This window comes from Pseudomonas sp. NC02 (genome assembly GCF_002874965.1).
Classification (GTDB): Bacteria; Pseudomonadota; Gammaproteobacteria; order Pseudomonadales; family Pseudomonadaceae; genus Aquipseudomonas.
On the sequence record NZ_CP025624.1, the window covers coordinates 1,217,937 to 1,233,514 of the forward strand.

Below are 15,578 nucleotides of genomic sequence, written 5' to 3' on the forward strand. Positions count from 1 at the left end.
CGATTAAGGAGTATTGGGGTGTCGAGTACTGATGATGACCAGCTGGCCGAGTTCAAAGACTGGTGGCAGCGCAACGGCAAGCCCCTGGTCACTGGCGGCTTGCTGGCTTTAGTAGTGGTGTTCGGCTGGCAAGCCTGGCACAAGTATCAGGCTAACCAGTCGCAAGGCGCCTCGATTATCTATCAGCAACTGCTGGAAACCACGCTGACGCCAAACGGCAAGCCTGACCTGGCCCAGGTTGCAGACCTGGCCGGCAAGCTGAAGAGCGAATTCGGCGGTAGCACCTACGCGCAATACGGCAGCCTGTTCGTCGCAAAAGTTGCGGTCGACAACGGCAAGCTGGATGACGCCGCCTCCGAGCTGAAAGCCATCACCGACAAGCCGGCCAACCCGACACTGGGTGAAATCGCACGTCAGCGTCTGGCTCAGGTACTGGCGGCACAGAACAAGGCCGACGAAGCACTGAAGCTGCTCGACGGCGATGCTGACAAGGCATTCCTGGCCACTCGTGAAGAGCTCAAGGGCGACCTCCTGGTCCAATTGGGTCGTACCGACGAAGCCAATGCTGCGTACCAAAAAGCCAAGGCGGCGCTGTCTGATGAAGCGGCGGTCGGTGGCTTACAAATCAAGCTCGACGACTTGGCCAAAGGGGATGCGTGACGTGATCCGTTGGAAACATGCAGCATTGCTGGCTCTGGCCGTTTTGGCCGCGGGTTGCAGCAGTAACAGCAAAAAAGAACTGCCTCCGGCCGAGCTGACCAGCTTCAAGGAAGAAGTGGTCCTGCAAAAGCAGTGGAGCCGCTCCATTGGTGACGGTCAGGGCGATCTGTACAACCTGATGGTCCCGGCGATCGACGGTGACACTATCTACGCCGCTGATTCCACCGGTGTTGTGGTCTCCATGGATCGCATGAACGGCGACGTCAAGTGGAAGAAAGACCTCGAACTGCCTGTGTCCGGCGCCGTTGGCGTGGGTTCTGGCCTGGTGATGCTCGGCACGCTGAAAGGCGACGTCGTGGCACTGGATTCGAGCACCGGTGAAGAGAAATGGCGCGCTCGCGTGACCAGTGAAGTGCTCTCGCCGCCTGCTACCAACGGTGACGTGGTTGTCGTGCAGACCCAGGATGACCGTGTGATCGGCCTTGACGCCGCCACCGGTAACCAGCGCTGGTTGTATGACAGTACGCCGGCGGTCCTGACCTTGCGCGGTACCAGCGGTCCGGTTGTGACCAGCAACCTGGCACTGGCAGGCCTGTCGACCGGTAAAGTGGTCGCCCTGGACACCCAGAACGGCGTCCCGGCCTGGGAAACCCGGGTCGCGATTCCTCAAGGTCGTTCGGAACTGGACCGCGTAGTGGACATCGACGGTGGCTTGCTGCTGTCGGGTGATACCCTTTACGTCGCTACTTATCAGGGCCGTGTTGCGGCGCTGGACGTGCAGAGCGGCCGGATCAACTGGCAGCGTGATGCTTCCAGCTACGCCGGTGTCGCCCAAGGGTTTGGCAGCGTCTACGTAAGCCTGGCGTCCGGCACCGTTGAAAGTGTCGACGAGCGTTCCACCACTGCATTGTGGAGCAACGACTCCCTGGCCCGCCGTCAGTTGTCGGCACCGGAAGTGTTCTCCAGCTACGTGGCGGTAGGCGACTTTGAAGGTTACCTGCACCTGCTGAGCCAGGTGGACGGTCGCTTCGTGGGTCGCGAACGTATCGACAGCGACGGCCTGCGTGCCCGTCCGCTGGTGGTAGGTAACATGCTTTACGTGTATGGCAACAGCGGCAAACTGGAAGCGCTGACCATCAAGTAATGGTTTGACTATGCTTGGGGTAATTCCCAGGCGGCCCTGCTTCGGCAGGGCATGCGGCGCTTTCGAGCGCTGCCCCGAGCACCAGCCGCTGCCTTGCAGCGGCTTTTGTATTTTCTGAAATAACGAAGTGGAGAGCCGCATGGTTCCCGTAATCGCCCTGGTGGGCCGACCGAACGTCGGCAAGTCCACCTTGTTCAACCGCCTGACCAGGACTCGCGACGCCATCGTCGGCGACTTGTCCGGTCTGACCCGTGATCGCCAATACGGTGAGGCAAAGTGGCAAGGGCGCTCCTACATTATTGTCGACACCGGTGGTATCTCCGGTGACGAGCATGGCATGGACGAAAAGATGGCCGAGCAATCGCTGCTGGCCATTGAAGAAGCTGATGTCGTGTTGTTCCTGGTGGACGCCCGCGCGGGCTACACCGCTGCAGACCAGATGATTGGCGAGCACCTGCGCAAGCGCAACAAGCGTTCCTACGTGGTGGCCAACAAGATCGACAACATCGATCCTGAAATGGCCCGCGCCGAGTTCAGCCCGATGGGCCTGGGCGACGCGATCCCGATCGCCGGTGCCCACGGTCGCGGCATCACCCAGATGCTGGAAATCGCCCTGCGCGACTTCCCGCGTGATGACGTGGATGAAGTCGAAGGCGAAGAAGAAATCGTTGCCGAAGGCGAGGAAGCCAAGCGCATTCCTGGCCCAAGCGAAAAAGACGGTATCAAGATCGCGATCATCGGCCGTCCGAACGTCGGCAAGTCGACCCTGGTCAACCGCATGCTCGGTGAAGACCGGGTAATCGTCTATGACGAGCCGGGCACCACTCGCGACAGCATCTACATCCCGTTCGAGCGTAACGACGAGAAGTACACGCTGATCGACACTGCCGGTGTGCGCAAGCGCGGCAAGATCCACGAAGAAGTTGAAAAGTTCTCCGTGGTGAAAACCCTGCAGGCGATCAAAGACGCCAACGTGGTGATCTTCGTCATGGACGCCCGCGAAGGCGTGGTAGACCACGACCTGAACTTGCTGGGCTTTGCCCTGGAAGCCGGTCGCGCCCTGGTGATTGCGATCAACAAGTGGGACGGCATGACGCCGAGCGAGCGCGACTACGTCAAGGTCGAGCTGCAGCGTCGCCTGTTCTTCGTCGAGTTTGCCGATATCCACTTTATATCGGCACTGCACGGTACCGGCGTGGGTAACCTCTACGCCTCGGTGCAGAACTCGTTCAAGTCCGCGGTTACCCGCTGGCCGACCAACCGCCTGACCCAGATTCTTGAAGATGCGGTCAGCGAGCACGCGCCGCCGATGGTCAACAACCGTCGGATCAAGCTGCGCTACGCTCACTTGGGTGGTGCCAACCCGCCGATTATCGTGATTCACGGTAACCAGCTGGAGAAGGTGCCGAAGTCCTACGTGCGTTACCTGGAAAATACCTACCGCCGCGTCTTGAAACTGGTCGGTACGCCGATCCGTATCGAGTTCAAGGGTGGCGAGAACCCGTACGAAGGTAACAAGAACAGCCTCACCGACCGCCAGGTAAACAAAAAGCGCCGGATGATGACGCACCACAAGAAGGCCGACAAAAAGCGCCGCGACAAGCGCTGATCCTGATCGGTTGAAAAAGGGCTCTTTCGGAGCCCTTTTTTTGTGCCTGGCGGTTGACCCTTCGCGGCATGCAGCTTAAAACTTGGGGCTCACCGCAAGGGGCGCACCGATGATCACCAGCAAGCTGCCGAATGTCGGCACCACCATCTTCACCACCATGTCGCAACTCGCTGCCGAAACCGGTGCGCTCAACCTGTCCCAGGGCTTTCCCGACTTTAACGGGCCCCAGGAGTTGCTCGATGGAGTGGGCAGACACATTGCCCTGGGCCATAACCAATACGCCCCGATGACCGGCCTGCCGGTACTGCGCCAGCAAGTGGCGGCCAAGATCGCCCGCAGCTATGGCGCAACGGTGAATGCCGACAGCGAAGTGACCATCACCCCAGGCGCCACTGAAGCGATCTTCTGTGCGATCCAGGCGGTGATCCGCAGCGGTGATGAAGTCATCGTGTTCGATCCGGCCTACGACAGCTACGAGCCTTCTGTGGAACTGGCAGGCGGTCGCTGCGTACACGTGCAACTGGGCCTGGATGATTTCGCCCTGGACTTCGAGCAACTGCGCGCTGCGCTGTCGCCGCGCACCCGCATGATCATCCTCAACAGCCCGCATAACCCCACCGGTGCCCTGATCAGCCGTGCCGAGCTGGACCAGTTGGCCGAGTTGATCCGCGACCGCGACATCTACCTGGTCAGCGACGAGGTCTACGAGCACCTGGTGTTCGACGGTGTGCCCCACGTCAGCGTGCTGGCTCACGAAGAGCTGTATCAGCGTGCGTTTGTGGTCAGTTCGTTCGGCAAGACCTACCACGTCACCGGCTGGAAAACCGGCTACGTGGTCGCGCCGCCAGCCCTCAGCGCCGAGCTGCGCAAGGTGCATCAATATGTCAACTTTTGCGGCGTGACCCCGTTGCAGTACGCTTTGGCAGACTTCATGGCCGAACACCCGGAACACGTCGAGGAGCTGCCGGCTTTTTATCAAGCCAAGCGCGACCTGTTCTGCGACCTGCTGGAACCGTCGCGTTTCAGCTTTACCCGGGTGGCCGGTACCTACTTTCAATTGGTGGATTACTCACAGATTCGCCCGGACCTGGATGACGTCGCCATGTCGCTATGGATGACCCGCGAGCATGGCGTAGCAACCATCCCGGTCTCGGTGTTCTACCGGAACCCACCGCAAGGCCAGCGCCTGGTGCGACTGTGCTTTGCCAAACGCGAGGAGACGCTGCGTCAAGCAGCCGAGAAACTATGCGTGATCTGAGTGCACTGCCCAACCTGAACATCGCCCTGGTGCAAACCACCCTGGCCTGGCACGACCGCCAGGCCAACCTGGAGCATTTTGAACTGCTGCTGGAACAGGCCAAGGGTGCCGACCTGATCGTGCTACCGGAGATGTTCACCACCGGTTTCTCGATGGAATCGGAAACCCTCGCCGAGCCTGAAAACGGCCCCACCCATCAATGGCTGCAGGCCCAGGCGAAGAAGTACAACGCGGTGATCACCGGCAGCGTGATCATCCAGGCCGCCGATGGCAGCCACCGCAACCGCCTGCTGTGGGCGCGACCGGATGGTGAGGTGTTGCACTACGACAAGCGTCACCTGTTCCGTATGGCCGGTGAACACGACCACTACACCCCCGGCGAGCGCCAGGTGCAGTTCGAACTCAAGGGGTGGCGGATTCGTCCGTTGATCTGCTACGACCTGCGATTCCCGGTGTGGAGTCGTGACGCCCAGGACACTGACTTGCTGCTGTACACCGCCAACTGGCCGGGCGCACGTCGCCAGCACTGGAACCGTCTGCTGCCGGCACGGGCCATTGAAAACCTGTGCTACGTGGCGGCGGTGAATCGGGTGGGCACGGACGGCAAGGGCTTTGCCTACACCGGCGACAGCCAGGTCGTGGACTTCCAGGGCGAAAGCCTGCTGAGCGCAGGGGAGGCGGACGGGGTGTTTCAGGTGTGCCTGGACGCAGCGGAATTGGCGGAGTACCGCACACGCTTCCCGGCGAACCTGGATGCGGACAGCTTTGAGTTCACCTGAAGGATTTTAAATCGTTCCCACGCTCTGCGTGGGCACGCCTCTTGTGACGCTCCGCGTCACGCTTCGGGACGCGGAGCGTCCGAGCTGCATTCCCACGCGGAGCGTGGGAACGATCATAAAAAAGGCCCCTGGATTCTCATCCCGGGGCCTTTCGCATTTCAGCGGTCAGTGTTTATGCCGCTTTCGCTTCCAGCTGGCTCAACGAGCGGTTCAGCGCGCTGAACACCGCCTTGAAGCTCGCCGTGGTGATGTTTTCATCAATGCCCACGCCATGCACCGGACGCTCACCGTTCACTCGCAGCTCGATGTAGGCCGCCGCCTTGGCATTGGTGCCGGCGCCAATCGCATGTTCGTTGTAATCCATGATCTCCACACCAATCGGCAGCCCGGCCACCAGCGCTTCCAGGGCGCCGTTGCCTTTGCCGTGCCAGCGCAGGTTGGTTTCGCCCTGGCCCTTGCCGGAGACTTCAACTTCCACCGAGCTGTTGCCGTTCTCTTCCTGCAAGCGATGGCTGACCAGCGCGTAAGGAATGTTGGCTTGCAGGTATTCACGCTGCAACAAGCTGTAGATCTGCGCGGCGGTCATCTCCAGGCCCACGCGGTCGGTTTCGGCCTGTACCACCTGGCTGAACTCGATCTGCATGCGGCGCGGCAAGCTGATGCCGTATTCCTGCTCCAGCAGGTAGGCGATGCCGCCTTTGCCCGACTGGCTGTTGACGCGGATCACCGCCTCGTAGCTGCGGCCGATGTCGGCCGGGTCGATCGGCAAGTACGGCACTTCCCACAATGCGTCGTCTTTCTGCTGGGTGAAGCCCTTGCGGATCGCGTCCTGGTGGGAGCCGGAGAAGGCGGTGTGAACCAGGTCGCCGACGTACGGGTGACGCGGGTGCACCGGGATCTGGTTGCACTCTTCGACGACTTTGCGAATACCGTCGATGTCGGAGAAGTCCAGCTGAGGGTCGAGGCCCTGGGTGTACATGTTCAAGGCCACGGTGACCAGGTCGACGTTACCGGTACGCTCGCCGTTGCCGAACAGGCAGCCTTCGACACGGTCGGCGCCGGCCATCAGGCCCAACTCGGTGGCGGCTACGCCGGTGCCACGGTCGTTGTGGGTGTGCAGGCTGATGATCACGCTGTCGCGACGGTTGATATGACGGCCGAACCACTCGATCTGGTCGGCATAGATGTTCGGGGTGGCGCACTCGACGGTGGCTGGCAGGTTGAGGATCACCTTGTGCTCAGGCGTCGGGTTCCAGACCTCGATCACCGCGTCACAGACTTCCTTGGCGAACTCAAGCTCAGTGGCGCTGAACGTCTCTGGCGAGTATTCGAAGGTCCACTGGGTTTCCGGCTGCTGGGCGGCGTATTTGACGAACAGCTTGGCCGCGTTGACCGCGATCGCCTTGATGCCGTCCTTGTCCTGGTTGAACACGATGCGGCGGAACGACGGCGAGGTGGCGTTGTACAAGTGAACGATGGCTTTCTTCGCCCCGCGCAGGGATTCGAAGGTGCGCGCGATCAAGTCTTCACGGCCCTGGGTCAGCACCTGGATGGTGGTGTCCTCGGGGATGTGATTGTCTTCGATCAGGGTGCGTACGAAGTCGAAATCGGTTTGCGACGCAGCCGGGAAGGAGGCTTCGATTTCCTTCACACCGACGGCCACCAGGGTCTTCCAGAAACGCAGCTTTTTCACCGCGTCCATCGGTTCGATCAGCGACTGGTTGCCGTCGCGCAGGTCGGAACTGCACCAGATCGGCGCGGTGGTGATGGTTTTCGAAGGCCAGGTGCGGTCCGGGATATCAATGGTCGGGAACGCGCGGTACTTCGAAGACGGGTCTTTGAGCATGCTCATCGGGAAATCCTTTGTCTAGGGGCCGAGAAAAGGCGGCCTGCCGTAAAACTGTTATTGGGGATAAAGCGGAAGACGAGGCAGATCGATTCAGCCTGGCAGTCGTGCGCTGACTAGGCACAGGCTGCGGTGCTGGCGGAGCTGAATGAGGGTGTGAGAGGTTTTCATAGGTCCAACCCTAACCGCCGGGGTGAAAGATGGCAAGCAGTCGGAAAAAATTGAGAGAAGTTCTGCTATTGCTGAGGAAAACGAGATTTTATGGTTGAGAATTGTGCGTGGGGGTGTTTTGTTTGCGCACCCGTTGCCGGGTGCGCAATTGAGCATCAGGGCTGAAACGCGCCGATAAAGATCGCCGGATCCACCCGTGCGTCGTTCAGGCTGATGTTCCAATGCATATGCGGCCCGGTCGCCCGGCCGGTGGAACCGACCTTGCCCACCACCGCACCACGGGCCAGTTGCTGGCCCACGCTCACATCAATCTTCGACATATGGCAGAACATGCTGATAAAGCCCTGGCCATGGTCGACAAACACGGTGTTGCCGTTGAAGAAGTAGTTGCCGGTCAGGATCACCTTGCCCGCTGCTGGGGTCTTGATGGGCGTGCCGGCGCCCACGGCAAAGTCCAGGCCGGAATGCGGATTCCGCTCCTCGCCATTGAAGAAACGTCGTACGCCGAACTTGCTCGACAGCGGCCCGTTCACCGGCTTGTCCAGCAGCAGGTTGCTCGGCGTGTTCGGGCTGAAACTGCGATACGCCTTGAGCTGGACCGCCAGCTCGCCTTCGATGCGCTTGAGTTGCGCCGGGTCCGGGTTCACCTGGCTCTTGTTCTTCAGGGTGATGTGCTGCTCGGGGTATTTCTTGAAGCCCACGACAAACGGCAGGTTCTGGCTGCCGCTGGTGATGCGTTGGGTGCCGGGCTTGACCGTCAGCGGGATGCCCACAATCGCCAGCCAGTTGTTTTGCTCCTTCACCACCAGCACTGGGCGGTTCATGTAGGTGGCTTTGGGCGCCGTGGCCGAAGTGCCGAGGTCGACCACCGCCACGCCACCGGGCACCGGCTTGTTCAGCAGGCGGGTGATGTAGCTGTCGGCATGGGCGTTAAAGGTCAGGCACAGCAGCATCAACAAACTTAAAAAGCGTGGCATCAATCAATCCAGTAACGAGAGGGTGACGGGCGTCAGGTGGTTGTCTTCCACCCGTACCTGCAATTGGCCTTCACCGAGGCGCGCGGTCAGGCGCTGGCCGGTGTGGGTTTGCGCGGCGTTGCGAATCGCCTGGCCGCGTTCGTCGAGCAAGATGCTGTAGCCGCGTCCAAGCGTCGCCAGCGGGCTGACCACGTGCAGCGTCTGCACCTGGCTTTGCAGTTGCAGGCGACGGGCCTTGAGGCCTTCGCGCATGGCACGGGGCAGGCGTTCGGCAAGGCTGTCCAGGCGTTGGCGCAACAGCGCCAGTTGGCGGCCGGGGTGTTGGCCGGCGAGGCGGGTTTCCAGGCGGATCAAACGCTCGCGACGGGTGTTGAGGCTGCGCTCGAAGGCACGCCGCAGGCGCATGTCCAGGTCATCCAGGCGCTGGGCCTGTTGGCGCAGGCGCTCGCCCGGGTGACGCAGGCGACGAGCCATGCCTTCCAGGCGCAGGCGGTCGTGGGTCAGGCGGTTGCGCATCAGCATCACTAGGCGGCGGTGCAGGTTCTCTACCTGGCGAGTCAGGTGGCTGGAGTCCGGCGCCAACAGCTCGGCAGCGGCGGAAGGCGTTGGGGCGCGTACGTCGGCGACAAAGTCGCTGATCGACACATCGGTCTCATGGCCAACGGCGCTGACGATGGGTGTCACGCAGGCGTCCACCGCACGCGCCACGGCTTCTTCGTTGAAGCACCAGAGGTCTTCCAGCGAGCCGCCGCCACGGGCCAGGATCAACGCGTCGAAGCCGCGTGCATCGGCCAGCTTCAGTGCGCGGACGATTTGCGCCACGGCTTCACGACCTTGTACGGCTGTCGGGATCAACGTCAGTTCCACGTTGGGCGCCCGGCGACGGAACACGCTGATGATGTCGCGAATCACCGCACCGGTGGGCGAGCTGATAATCCCGATGCGCCGTGGGTGGGCGGGCAGCGGCACCTTGCGCTCGGCACTGAACAGGCCTTCGGCGCTGAGTTTTTCCTTCAGCGCGTCGAAGGCCAGGCGCAGTGCGCCGTCACCGGCCGGCTCCACCGTGTCGAGAATCAGCTGATAGTCGCCACGGCCCTCAAACAGCGAGACCTTGCCCCGCACCTTCACCGCCAGGCCGTCTTTCAACGCCTGGCGCACCCGTGCGGCGTTCTGCCGGAACAGCGCACAACGCACCTGGGCGCCACTGTCCTTGAGGGTGAAATACACGTGGCCGGAGGCCGGGCGGGCGAGGTTGGAGATCTCGCCTTCGACCCAGATATTGGTGAACACGTCTTCCAGCAACACCCGCGCGCGGCCGTTGAGCTGGCTGACAGTCAGGACTTCGCGGTCCAGGCCCAGACGGGCAAAGGGATCTTTAATCATGGGCGGCAGTTTATAGGCATTCGTGCAGGGTTTGACAGAACTGCTCCACCAGCGCGTTCGGCGTTTGCTGGCAGGCGAGGGCGACGGTGCTTTGGCAATCGGGATCGGCCAGGGGTAAAAAATGGATGTTGGCCGGCGCAATGTCCTGCATCGACTCCGGCAGCAAGGCGATGCCGAATCCGGCCTGGATCAGCTGTAACTGCGTGGTCTTGCGCGACATCACCCGCGCCGCCTTGGGGAAAAATCCTGCACGCATGCACAACTCGGCTGACAGGTAACTCAGCCCTCCGCGCTGGGGGTGAGGGATCGAGATAAACGCTTCGTTCTTCAGTTGCGCCAAATCGATACCGGATGTGTGCCCGGCCAACCGGTGGTTCGGCGGCACGGCCAGCAACAGTCGCTCGCTATATAAAGGCACGATGCGCACGCCTTCGCGCTGGCGCAACACCGGTAAGCGCAACAGCCCGACCTCCAGTCGGCCGTCGGCGATTTCTTCCAACTGGGCTTCGGAGGACAGTTTGGCGATGTCCATCGACACGCCCGGGCATCGTTCCAGCCAGGCAACGATGCCGCGCAGCAGGCGGCCACTCATCGGCACCGTGCTCGAATGGCTCATTCGCAGCGTGCCGAGCTGTCCATTGCCCACTTGCGTTGCCATCTCACTGGCCTTGAGCAGTTCGCCCAGCAGGTTGCGTGCCCGCGGATAAAAAGCCTCTCCCGCAGCCGTCAGCCGTGGCTGGCGCGCAGTGCGTTCAAACAGCGGCGTTTGCAGCAGGTTTTCCAGCTCCTTGATCTGCCGGCTCAGTGCCGATTGCGCCACAAACAGCCGCTCGGCCGCTGCGCTGAAGCTGCCGCTCTCGGCGATTTCGACGAAGTAACGCAATTGCCGGGTGGAAATCACAAGTCATGCCTTTTCGAGATGAGTGATGGGCTTTGAAGATATTAGTCGCAACGCTTGCCAATGGCTAAAGTGATGGCCATCTCTAATAAGGAATACGTCATGAGTCCGGTCGAGCTGTTGAGTCATTGGTCGTTTGGCGGTGTGGACTGGCTGGTGATCGGCGTGGCGATTGCCCTGGCGTATATCGTGTTCGGCATTGCAGGCTTTGGTACCGCATTGGTGGCGGGGCCGATCCTGATTCTGTTCATGCCGCTGTCGAAGATCATCCCCTTGCTGGTGCTGCTGGATTTTGTCGCGGCCTTCGGCAACCTTCTGCAATCGCGCCGGGATGTGGTGAAACCGGAGTTGTTCAGGCTACTGCCGTGCATGGCGATTGGCTGCACCCTTGGGGTGATCTTCCTGCTCAACCTGCACTCTGATTTATTGCTGCTGTTGATGGGGCTGTTTATCAGCGCCTATGCGATCTACAGCCTGGCGGTGAAGGCCAAGCCCACGCAGATGGCAGCCGGCTGGGCGATTCCCATGGGGGTTGTCGGCGGGCTGTTTGGCGCGTTGTTCGGCAGTGGCGGCTTTCTGTATGCGATCTACCTCAACAGCCGATTGCCCAAGGATGGCGCGCGGGCGACCCAGAGTGCGTTGATCAGTTGCAGCACGGTGGTGCGCCTGAGCCTGTTTCTGATCGCGGGCGTGTATGCCGAGCTACCCTTGTTGATGTTGGCGGTGTGCCTGTTGCCGGCCATGGCGCTCGGGCTGTGGGCGGGGCGGCGGTTGACCCTGCGCATGTCCCGTGAGGCGTTTGTGCGGTTGGTGACCTGGCTGGTGCTGGCCAGTGGCATTGCCTTGATTGCCCGTTACTTGAGTACTTGACCTGATTGTTTCAGGGATTAAGCTGCCAGCCTTCAGGGCCTCTTCGCGAGCAAGCCCGCTCCCACATTTGGAACGCATTCCCCCTGTGGGAGCGGGCTTGCTCGCGAAGGCGTCAGTAGCCACGCCGCAGGACTCCCATGAATTCCCAAAGCATCCTTGTCCCGAAAATCTCCACGCTACCCGTCCACGAACCCCGCGCCCGGGCGATCGTGCGCTGGCTGGTGCGCAAGAACATCGTCAAGGAAGAACTCACCACCTGCGGGCGCACCGGCAACCGCATGGGCTATGCCCTGGCCGACGGTGCCCGCGCCGTGGTGCTGCACCCCGACGCGCTGCCGTTCAACGAGCCGATCAACGGCCTGGAGATCATCTACAAGCGGTGCATCTACACCCCGGCCAAGGGCTTCCTGGAAGAAGCCGGCTGTCCCGAGTGCCTGAAGGAAGTCGGCGAAGCCCTGTTCGAAAGCCTGGAAGACTGGATGCCCGGCCACACCGACAACTTCACCTGTCCGCTGTGTGGGCATGAGGACGACATCAACGGTTTCCTGTTCCTGCAGGAATGCGGCTTTTCCAACCTGGGATTCATCTTCAATAACTGGGCGGAGGCGGGGTTCAAGCAGAGTTTTATCGACGAATTTGCCGACTGGCTGGACCAGAAGATGAGCTGGGTCAAAGTCGAACTTTAATTCGATGTGAGCGTTCCCACGCAGAGCGTGGGAACGCTCAGTGCTGCAAAAATCATCCATCTATCAGTATTACCAAGTTTGTCAGAGTTTTACATTGAACCAGAGGGGGTGTCTGACTATAATGGCGCGCTTCCATTTTCCCGCTCGGGAGCCCCCGCGATGCTGCGTATCAGCCAAGAAGCTCTGACATTCGACGACATTCTCCTAGTGCCCGGTTATTCCGAGGTGCTTCCTAACGAAGTCAGTCTCAAGACCCGCCTAACCCGTGGCATCGAGCTGAATATTCCTCTGGTTTCCGCTGCCATGGACACCGTCACTGAAGCCCGTTTGGCAATCGCCATGGCTCAGGAAGGCGGCATCGGCATCATCCACAAGAACATGACCATCGAGCAGCAAGCTGCCGAAGTTCGCAAGGTCAAGCGTTACGAAGCCGGTGTGGTCAAGGACCCGATCACCATCGAGGCCGATGCCACCGTTCGTGACCTGTTCGACCTGACCCGCCTGCACAACATCTCCGGCGTTCCGGTGCTGCACGATGGCGACCTGGTCGGCATCGTCACTTCCCGTGACGTGCGTTTCGAGAACCGCCTTGAAGTCACCGTCCGTGAAGTGATGACGCCTAAAGAGCGCCTCGTTACTGTCAAGGAAGGCGCCGACAAGAACGATGTGCGCGAGCTGCTGCACAAGCACCGCATCGAACGCGTACTGATCGTCGACGACAAATTCGCCCTCAAGGGCATGATGACCGTCAACGACATCGAAAAAGCCAAGGCTTACCCGCTGGCCAGCAAGGACGATCAAGGTCGTCTGCGCGTAGGCGCTGCGGTCGGTACCGGCAAAGACACCGGTGACCGTGTAGCGGCCCTGGTGGCTGCCGGTGTTGACGTGGTGGTGGTCGACACTGCCCACGGTCACTCCAAAGGCGTGATCGACCGCGTTCGCTGGGTCAAACAGAATTTCCCTGACGTGCAAGTGATCGGCGGCAACATTGCCACCGGCGCTGCCGCCAAGGCCCTGGCCGAAGCCGGTGCTGATGCGGTCAAGGTCGGTATCGGCCCTGGCTCGATCTGCACTACCCGTATCGTTGCAGGTGTAGGTGTGCCGCAAATCAGCGCCATCGCCAACGTCGCCGCGGCCCTTGAAGGCACTGGCGTACCGTTGATCGCCGACGGCGGCATCCGTTTCTCCGGTGACCTGTCCAAGGCCATCGTCGCCGGTGCTTCCTGCGTGATGATGGGCTCGATGTTCGCCGGTACTGAAGAAGCGCCGGGCGAGATCGAACTGTTCCAGGGTCGTTCGTACAAGGCTTACCGCGGCATGGGCTCCCTGGGCGCCATGTCCCAGGCTCAAGGCTCTTCCGACCGCTACTTCCAGGACTCCTCCGCGGGCGCCGAGAAGCTGGTACCGGAAGGCATTGAAGGGCGTGTTCCGTACAAGGGCACCCTGAGCGCCATCATCCATCAACTGATGGGCGGCCTGCGTTCCTCGATGGGCTACACCGGCAGCGCCGACATCGAAGAAATGCGCACCAAGCCTGAGTTCGTGCGGATCACCGGTGCCGGCATGGCCGAGTCCCACGTCCACGACGTACAGATCACCAAGGAAGCGCCAAACTACCGCGTAGGTTGATGCTTCCAGCAAATAGTTAAGTAACCGGGGCTGTCTTATTCAGCCCCGAGTTGTTTCTGATTCATTAGACGAGACTGATCTCATGGCCCTCGACATTCACGCCCACCGCATCCTGATCCTCGACTTCGGTTCCCAGTACACTCAGCTGATCGCCCGCCGCGTGCGTGAAATCGGCGTGTACTGCGAACTGCATCCGTTCGACATGGACGACGAAGCGATTCGCGAATTCGCTCCAAAAGGCGTCATTCTCGCCGGCGGCCCCGAGTCCGTGCACGAAGCCAACAGCCCGCGTTGCCCGCAGGCGGTGTTTGACCTGGGCGTGCCGGTCTTCGGTATCTGCTACGGGATGCAGACCATGGCCGAGCAACTGGGCGGCAAGGTTGAAGGTTCCGAGCTGCGTGAGTTCGGTTACGCCCGTGTCGACGTGGTCGGCAAGAGCCGCCTGCTGGACGGCATCGAAGACCACATCGACGCCGACGGCCTGTTTGGCCTCGACGTATGGATGAGCCACGGTGACAAGGTCACCCGGATGCCGGAAGACTTCCACATCCTGGCCAGCACCCCGAGCTGCCCGATTGCCGGCATGTTCAACGACGAGCGCGGCTACTACGGCGTGCAGTTCCACCCGGAAGTGACCCACACCAAGCAAGGCGGTCGCATCCTGTCGCGCTTCATCCTCGACATCTGCCAGTGCGAAGCCCTGTGGACCCCGTCGAAGATCGCTGAAGACGCCATCGCCAACGTACGTGCCCAGGTCGGCACCGACAACGTCCTGCTGGGCCTGTCCGGCGGTGTTGACTCCTCCGTGGTTGCGGCGCTGCTGCACAAGGCCATCGGCGACCAACTGACCTGTGTCTTCGTCGACAACGGCCTGCTGCGCCTGCACGAAGGCGAGCAAGTGATGGCCATGTTCGCCGAGAACATGGGCGTCAAGGTGATCCGCGCCAACGCTGAAGATCAGTTCCTGAACAACCTGGCCGGCGAGTCCGACCCGGAGAAGAAGCGCAAGATCATCGGTCGCACCTTCATCGACGTATTCGATGCCCAGTCCAACAAACTGGACAACATCAAGTACCTCGCCCAGGGCACCATCTACCCGGACGTGATCGAGTCGGCAGGCGCCAAGAGCGGCAAGGCCCACGTGATCAAGTCCCACCACAACGTGGGCGGCCTGCCTGAGGAAATGAACCTCAAGCTGGTAGAACCACTGCGCGAACTGTTCAAGGACGAAGTCCGTCGTCTGGGCCTCGAACTCGGCCTGCCGTACGACATGGTCTACCGCCACCCATTCCCGGGCCCGGGCCTGGGCGTGCGGATCCTCGGTGAAGTGAAGAAGGAATACGCCGACCTGCTGCGTCGCGCCGACCACATCTTCATCGAAGAGCTGCGCAAGGCCGACTGGTATCACAAGGTCAGCCAGGCATTCGTGGTGTTCCAGCCGGTGAAATCGGTTGGCGTGGTCGGCGATGGCCGTCGTTACGCATGGGTTGTTGCCCTGCGTGCGGTGGAAACCATCGACTTCATGACCGCCCGTTGGGCACACCTGCCGTACGAACTGCTGGAGACGGTCAGCGGCCGTATCATCAATGAGATCGAAGGTATTTCGCGCGTGACTTATGACGTGTCGAGCAAGCCGCCGGCGACCATTGAGTGGGAATGATCCTGCCG

The 15,578-nt window shown here is 61.2% G+C and carries 13 protein-coding genes; 9 read left to right on the forward strand and 4 right to left on the reverse strand.

The features are described from left to right. Positions 1-18 precede the first annotated feature (18 nt). The 5 genes from C0058_RS05595 (at position 19) to C0058_RS05615 (ending at position 5,450) form a co-directional block, all read left to right on the forward strand. Positions 19-660, forward strand: coding sequence for a tetratricopeptide repeat protein (locus C0058_RS05595; RefSeq protein WP_003209663.1), 642 nt, complete (start codon positions 19-21; stop codon positions 658-660). Further along, positions 653-1,804, forward strand: coding sequence for an outer membrane protein assembly factor BamB (gene bamB, locus C0058_RS05600; protein ID WP_003209662.1), 1,152 nt, complete (start codon positions 653-655; stop codon positions 1,802-1,804). The genes C0058_RS05595 and bamB overlap by 8 nt, the downstream gene beginning before the upstream one ends. A 139-nt stretch (positions 1,805-1,943) precedes the next feature. Further along, positions 1,944-3,413 carry a ribosome biogenesis GTPase Der gene (der, locus tag C0058_RS05605; RefSeq protein WP_003209661.1) on the forward strand — a complete coding sequence of 490 codons (1,470 nt, stop codon included), beginning with the start codon at positions 1,944-1,946 and terminating at the stop codon, positions 3,411-3,413. A 109-nt stretch (positions 3,414-3,522) separates the two neighbouring features. After that, positions 3,523-4,671, forward strand: a complete 1,149-nt coding sequence (locus tag C0058_RS05610) for a pyridoxal phosphate-dependent aminotransferase (protein WP_003209660.1) — start codon at positions 3,523-3,525, stop codon at positions 4,669-4,671. Further along, positions 4,659-5,450, forward strand: a complete 792-nt coding sequence (locus C0058_RS05615; protein WP_102368191.1) for an amidohydrolase — start codon at positions 4,659-4,661, stop codon at positions 5,448-5,450. The genes C0058_RS05610 and C0058_RS05615 overlap by 13 nt, the downstream gene beginning before the upstream one ends. A 172-nt stretch (positions 5,451-5,622) precedes the next feature. Here the strand turns inward: C0058_RS05615 and leuA are convergent, their stop codons facing one another. The 4 genes from leuA to C0058_RS05640 form a co-directional block, all read right to left on the reverse strand. Beyond that, positions 5,623-7,302, reverse strand: a complete 1,680-nt coding sequence (leuA, locus tag C0058_RS05620) for a 2-isopropylmalate synthase (RefSeq protein WP_003209657.1) — start codon at positions 7,300-7,302, stop codon at positions 5,623-5,625. A gap of 320 nt (positions 7,303-7,622) precedes the next feature. Beyond that, positions 7,623-8,444, reverse strand: coding sequence for a peptidoglycan DD-metalloendopeptidase family protein (locus C0058_RS05630; protein ID WP_008438272.1), 822 nt, complete (start codon positions 8,442-8,444; stop codon positions 7,623-7,625). Between the two features lie 3 nt (positions 8,445-8,447). Next, positions 8,448-9,827 (reverse strand): exodeoxyribonuclease VII large subunit, encoded by a 1,380-nt coding sequence (xseA, locus tag C0058_RS05635; protein ID WP_003209653.1) that lies wholly within the window; start codon positions 9,825-9,827, stop codon positions 8,448-8,450. Positions 9,828-9,837: 10 nt separating this feature from the next. Then, positions 9,838-10,728 carry a LysR family transcriptional regulator gene (locus C0058_RS05640; RefSeq protein WP_102368192.1) on the reverse strand — a complete coding sequence of 297 codons (891 nt, stop codon included), beginning with the start codon at positions 10,726-10,728 and terminating at the stop codon, positions 9,838-9,840. A gap of 99 nt (positions 10,729-10,827) precedes the next feature. On the opposite strand from C0058_RS05640, the gene C0058_RS05645 reads away from it, so the two are divergent. From C0058_RS05645 to guaA, 4 genes are all read left to right on the forward strand, one after another. Then, on the forward strand, positions 10,828-11,595 hold the full coding sequence (locus C0058_RS05645; protein WP_003209649.1) for a sulfite exporter TauE/SafE family protein: 768 nt from the start codon (positions 10,828-10,830) through the stop codon (positions 11,593-11,595). Between the two features lie 137 nt (positions 11,596-11,732). After that, on the forward strand, positions 11,733-12,281 hold the full coding sequence (locus C0058_RS05650) for a hypothetical protein (protein WP_003209647.1): 549 nt from the start codon (positions 11,733-11,735) through the stop codon (positions 12,279-12,281). 159 nt (positions 12,282-12,440) lie between these two features. Next, complete coding sequence (guaB, locus tag C0058_RS05655) at positions 12,441-13,910, forward strand: IMP dehydrogenase (RefSeq protein ID WP_003209646.1); 1,470 nt, start codon at positions 12,441-12,443, stop codon at positions 13,908-13,910. An 82-nt stretch (positions 13,911-13,992) separates the two neighbouring features. Continuing rightward, positions 13,993-15,570 carry a glutamine-hydrolyzing GMP synthase gene (guaA, locus tag C0058_RS05660; RefSeq protein ID WP_003209644.1) on the forward strand — a complete coding sequence of 526 codons (1,578 nt, stop codon included), beginning with the start codon at positions 13,993-13,995 and terminating at the stop codon, positions 15,568-15,570. Positions 15,571-15,578: the final 8 nt, after the last annotated feature.

Excerpts from the sequence above, each read along its gene's own strand:
- C0058_RS05645 (WP_003209649.1), top strand. The coding sequence starts at position 10,828 with ATGAGTCCGGTCGAGCTGTTGAGTCATTGGTCGTTTGGCGGTGTGGAC.
- C0058_RS05650 (WP_003209647.1), top strand. The coding sequence starts at position 11,733 with ATGAATTCCCAAAGCATCCTTGTCCCGAAAATCTCCACGCTACCCGTC.
- C0058_RS05615 (WP_102368191.1), top strand. The coding sequence starts at position 4,659 with ATGCGTGATCTGAGTGCACTGCCCAACCTGAACATCGCCCTGGTGCAA.
- C0058_RS05610 (WP_003209660.1), top strand. The coding sequence starts at position 3,523 with ATGATCACCAGCAAGCTGCCGAATGTCGGCACCACCATCTTCACCACC.
- guaA (WP_003209644.1), top strand. The coding sequence starts at position 13,993 with ATGGCCCTCGACATTCACGCCCACCGCATCCTGATCCTCGACTTCGGT.
- bamB (WP_003209662.1), top strand. The coding sequence starts at position 653 with ATGCGTGACGTGATCCGTTGGAAACATGCAGCATTGCTGGCTCTGGCC.
- leuA (WP_003209657.1), bottom strand. The coding sequence starts at position 7,302 with ATGAGCATGCTCAAAGACCCGTCTTCGAAGTACCGCGCGTTCCCGACC.
- xseA (WP_003209653.1), bottom strand. The coding sequence starts at position 9,827 with ATGATTAAAGATCCCTTTGCCCGTCTGGGCCTGGACCGCGAAGTCCTG.
- guaB (WP_003209646.1), top strand. The coding sequence starts at position 12,441 with ATGCTGCGTATCAGCCAAGAAGCTCTGACATTCGACGACATTCTCCTA.
- C0058_RS05630 (WP_008438272.1), bottom strand. The coding sequence starts at position 8,444 with ATGCCACGCTTTTTAAGTTTGTTGATGCTGCTGTGCCTGACCTTTAAC.
- der (WP_003209661.1), top strand. The coding sequence starts at position 1,944 with ATGGTTCCCGTAATCGCCCTGGTGGGCCGACCGAACGTCGGCAAGTCC.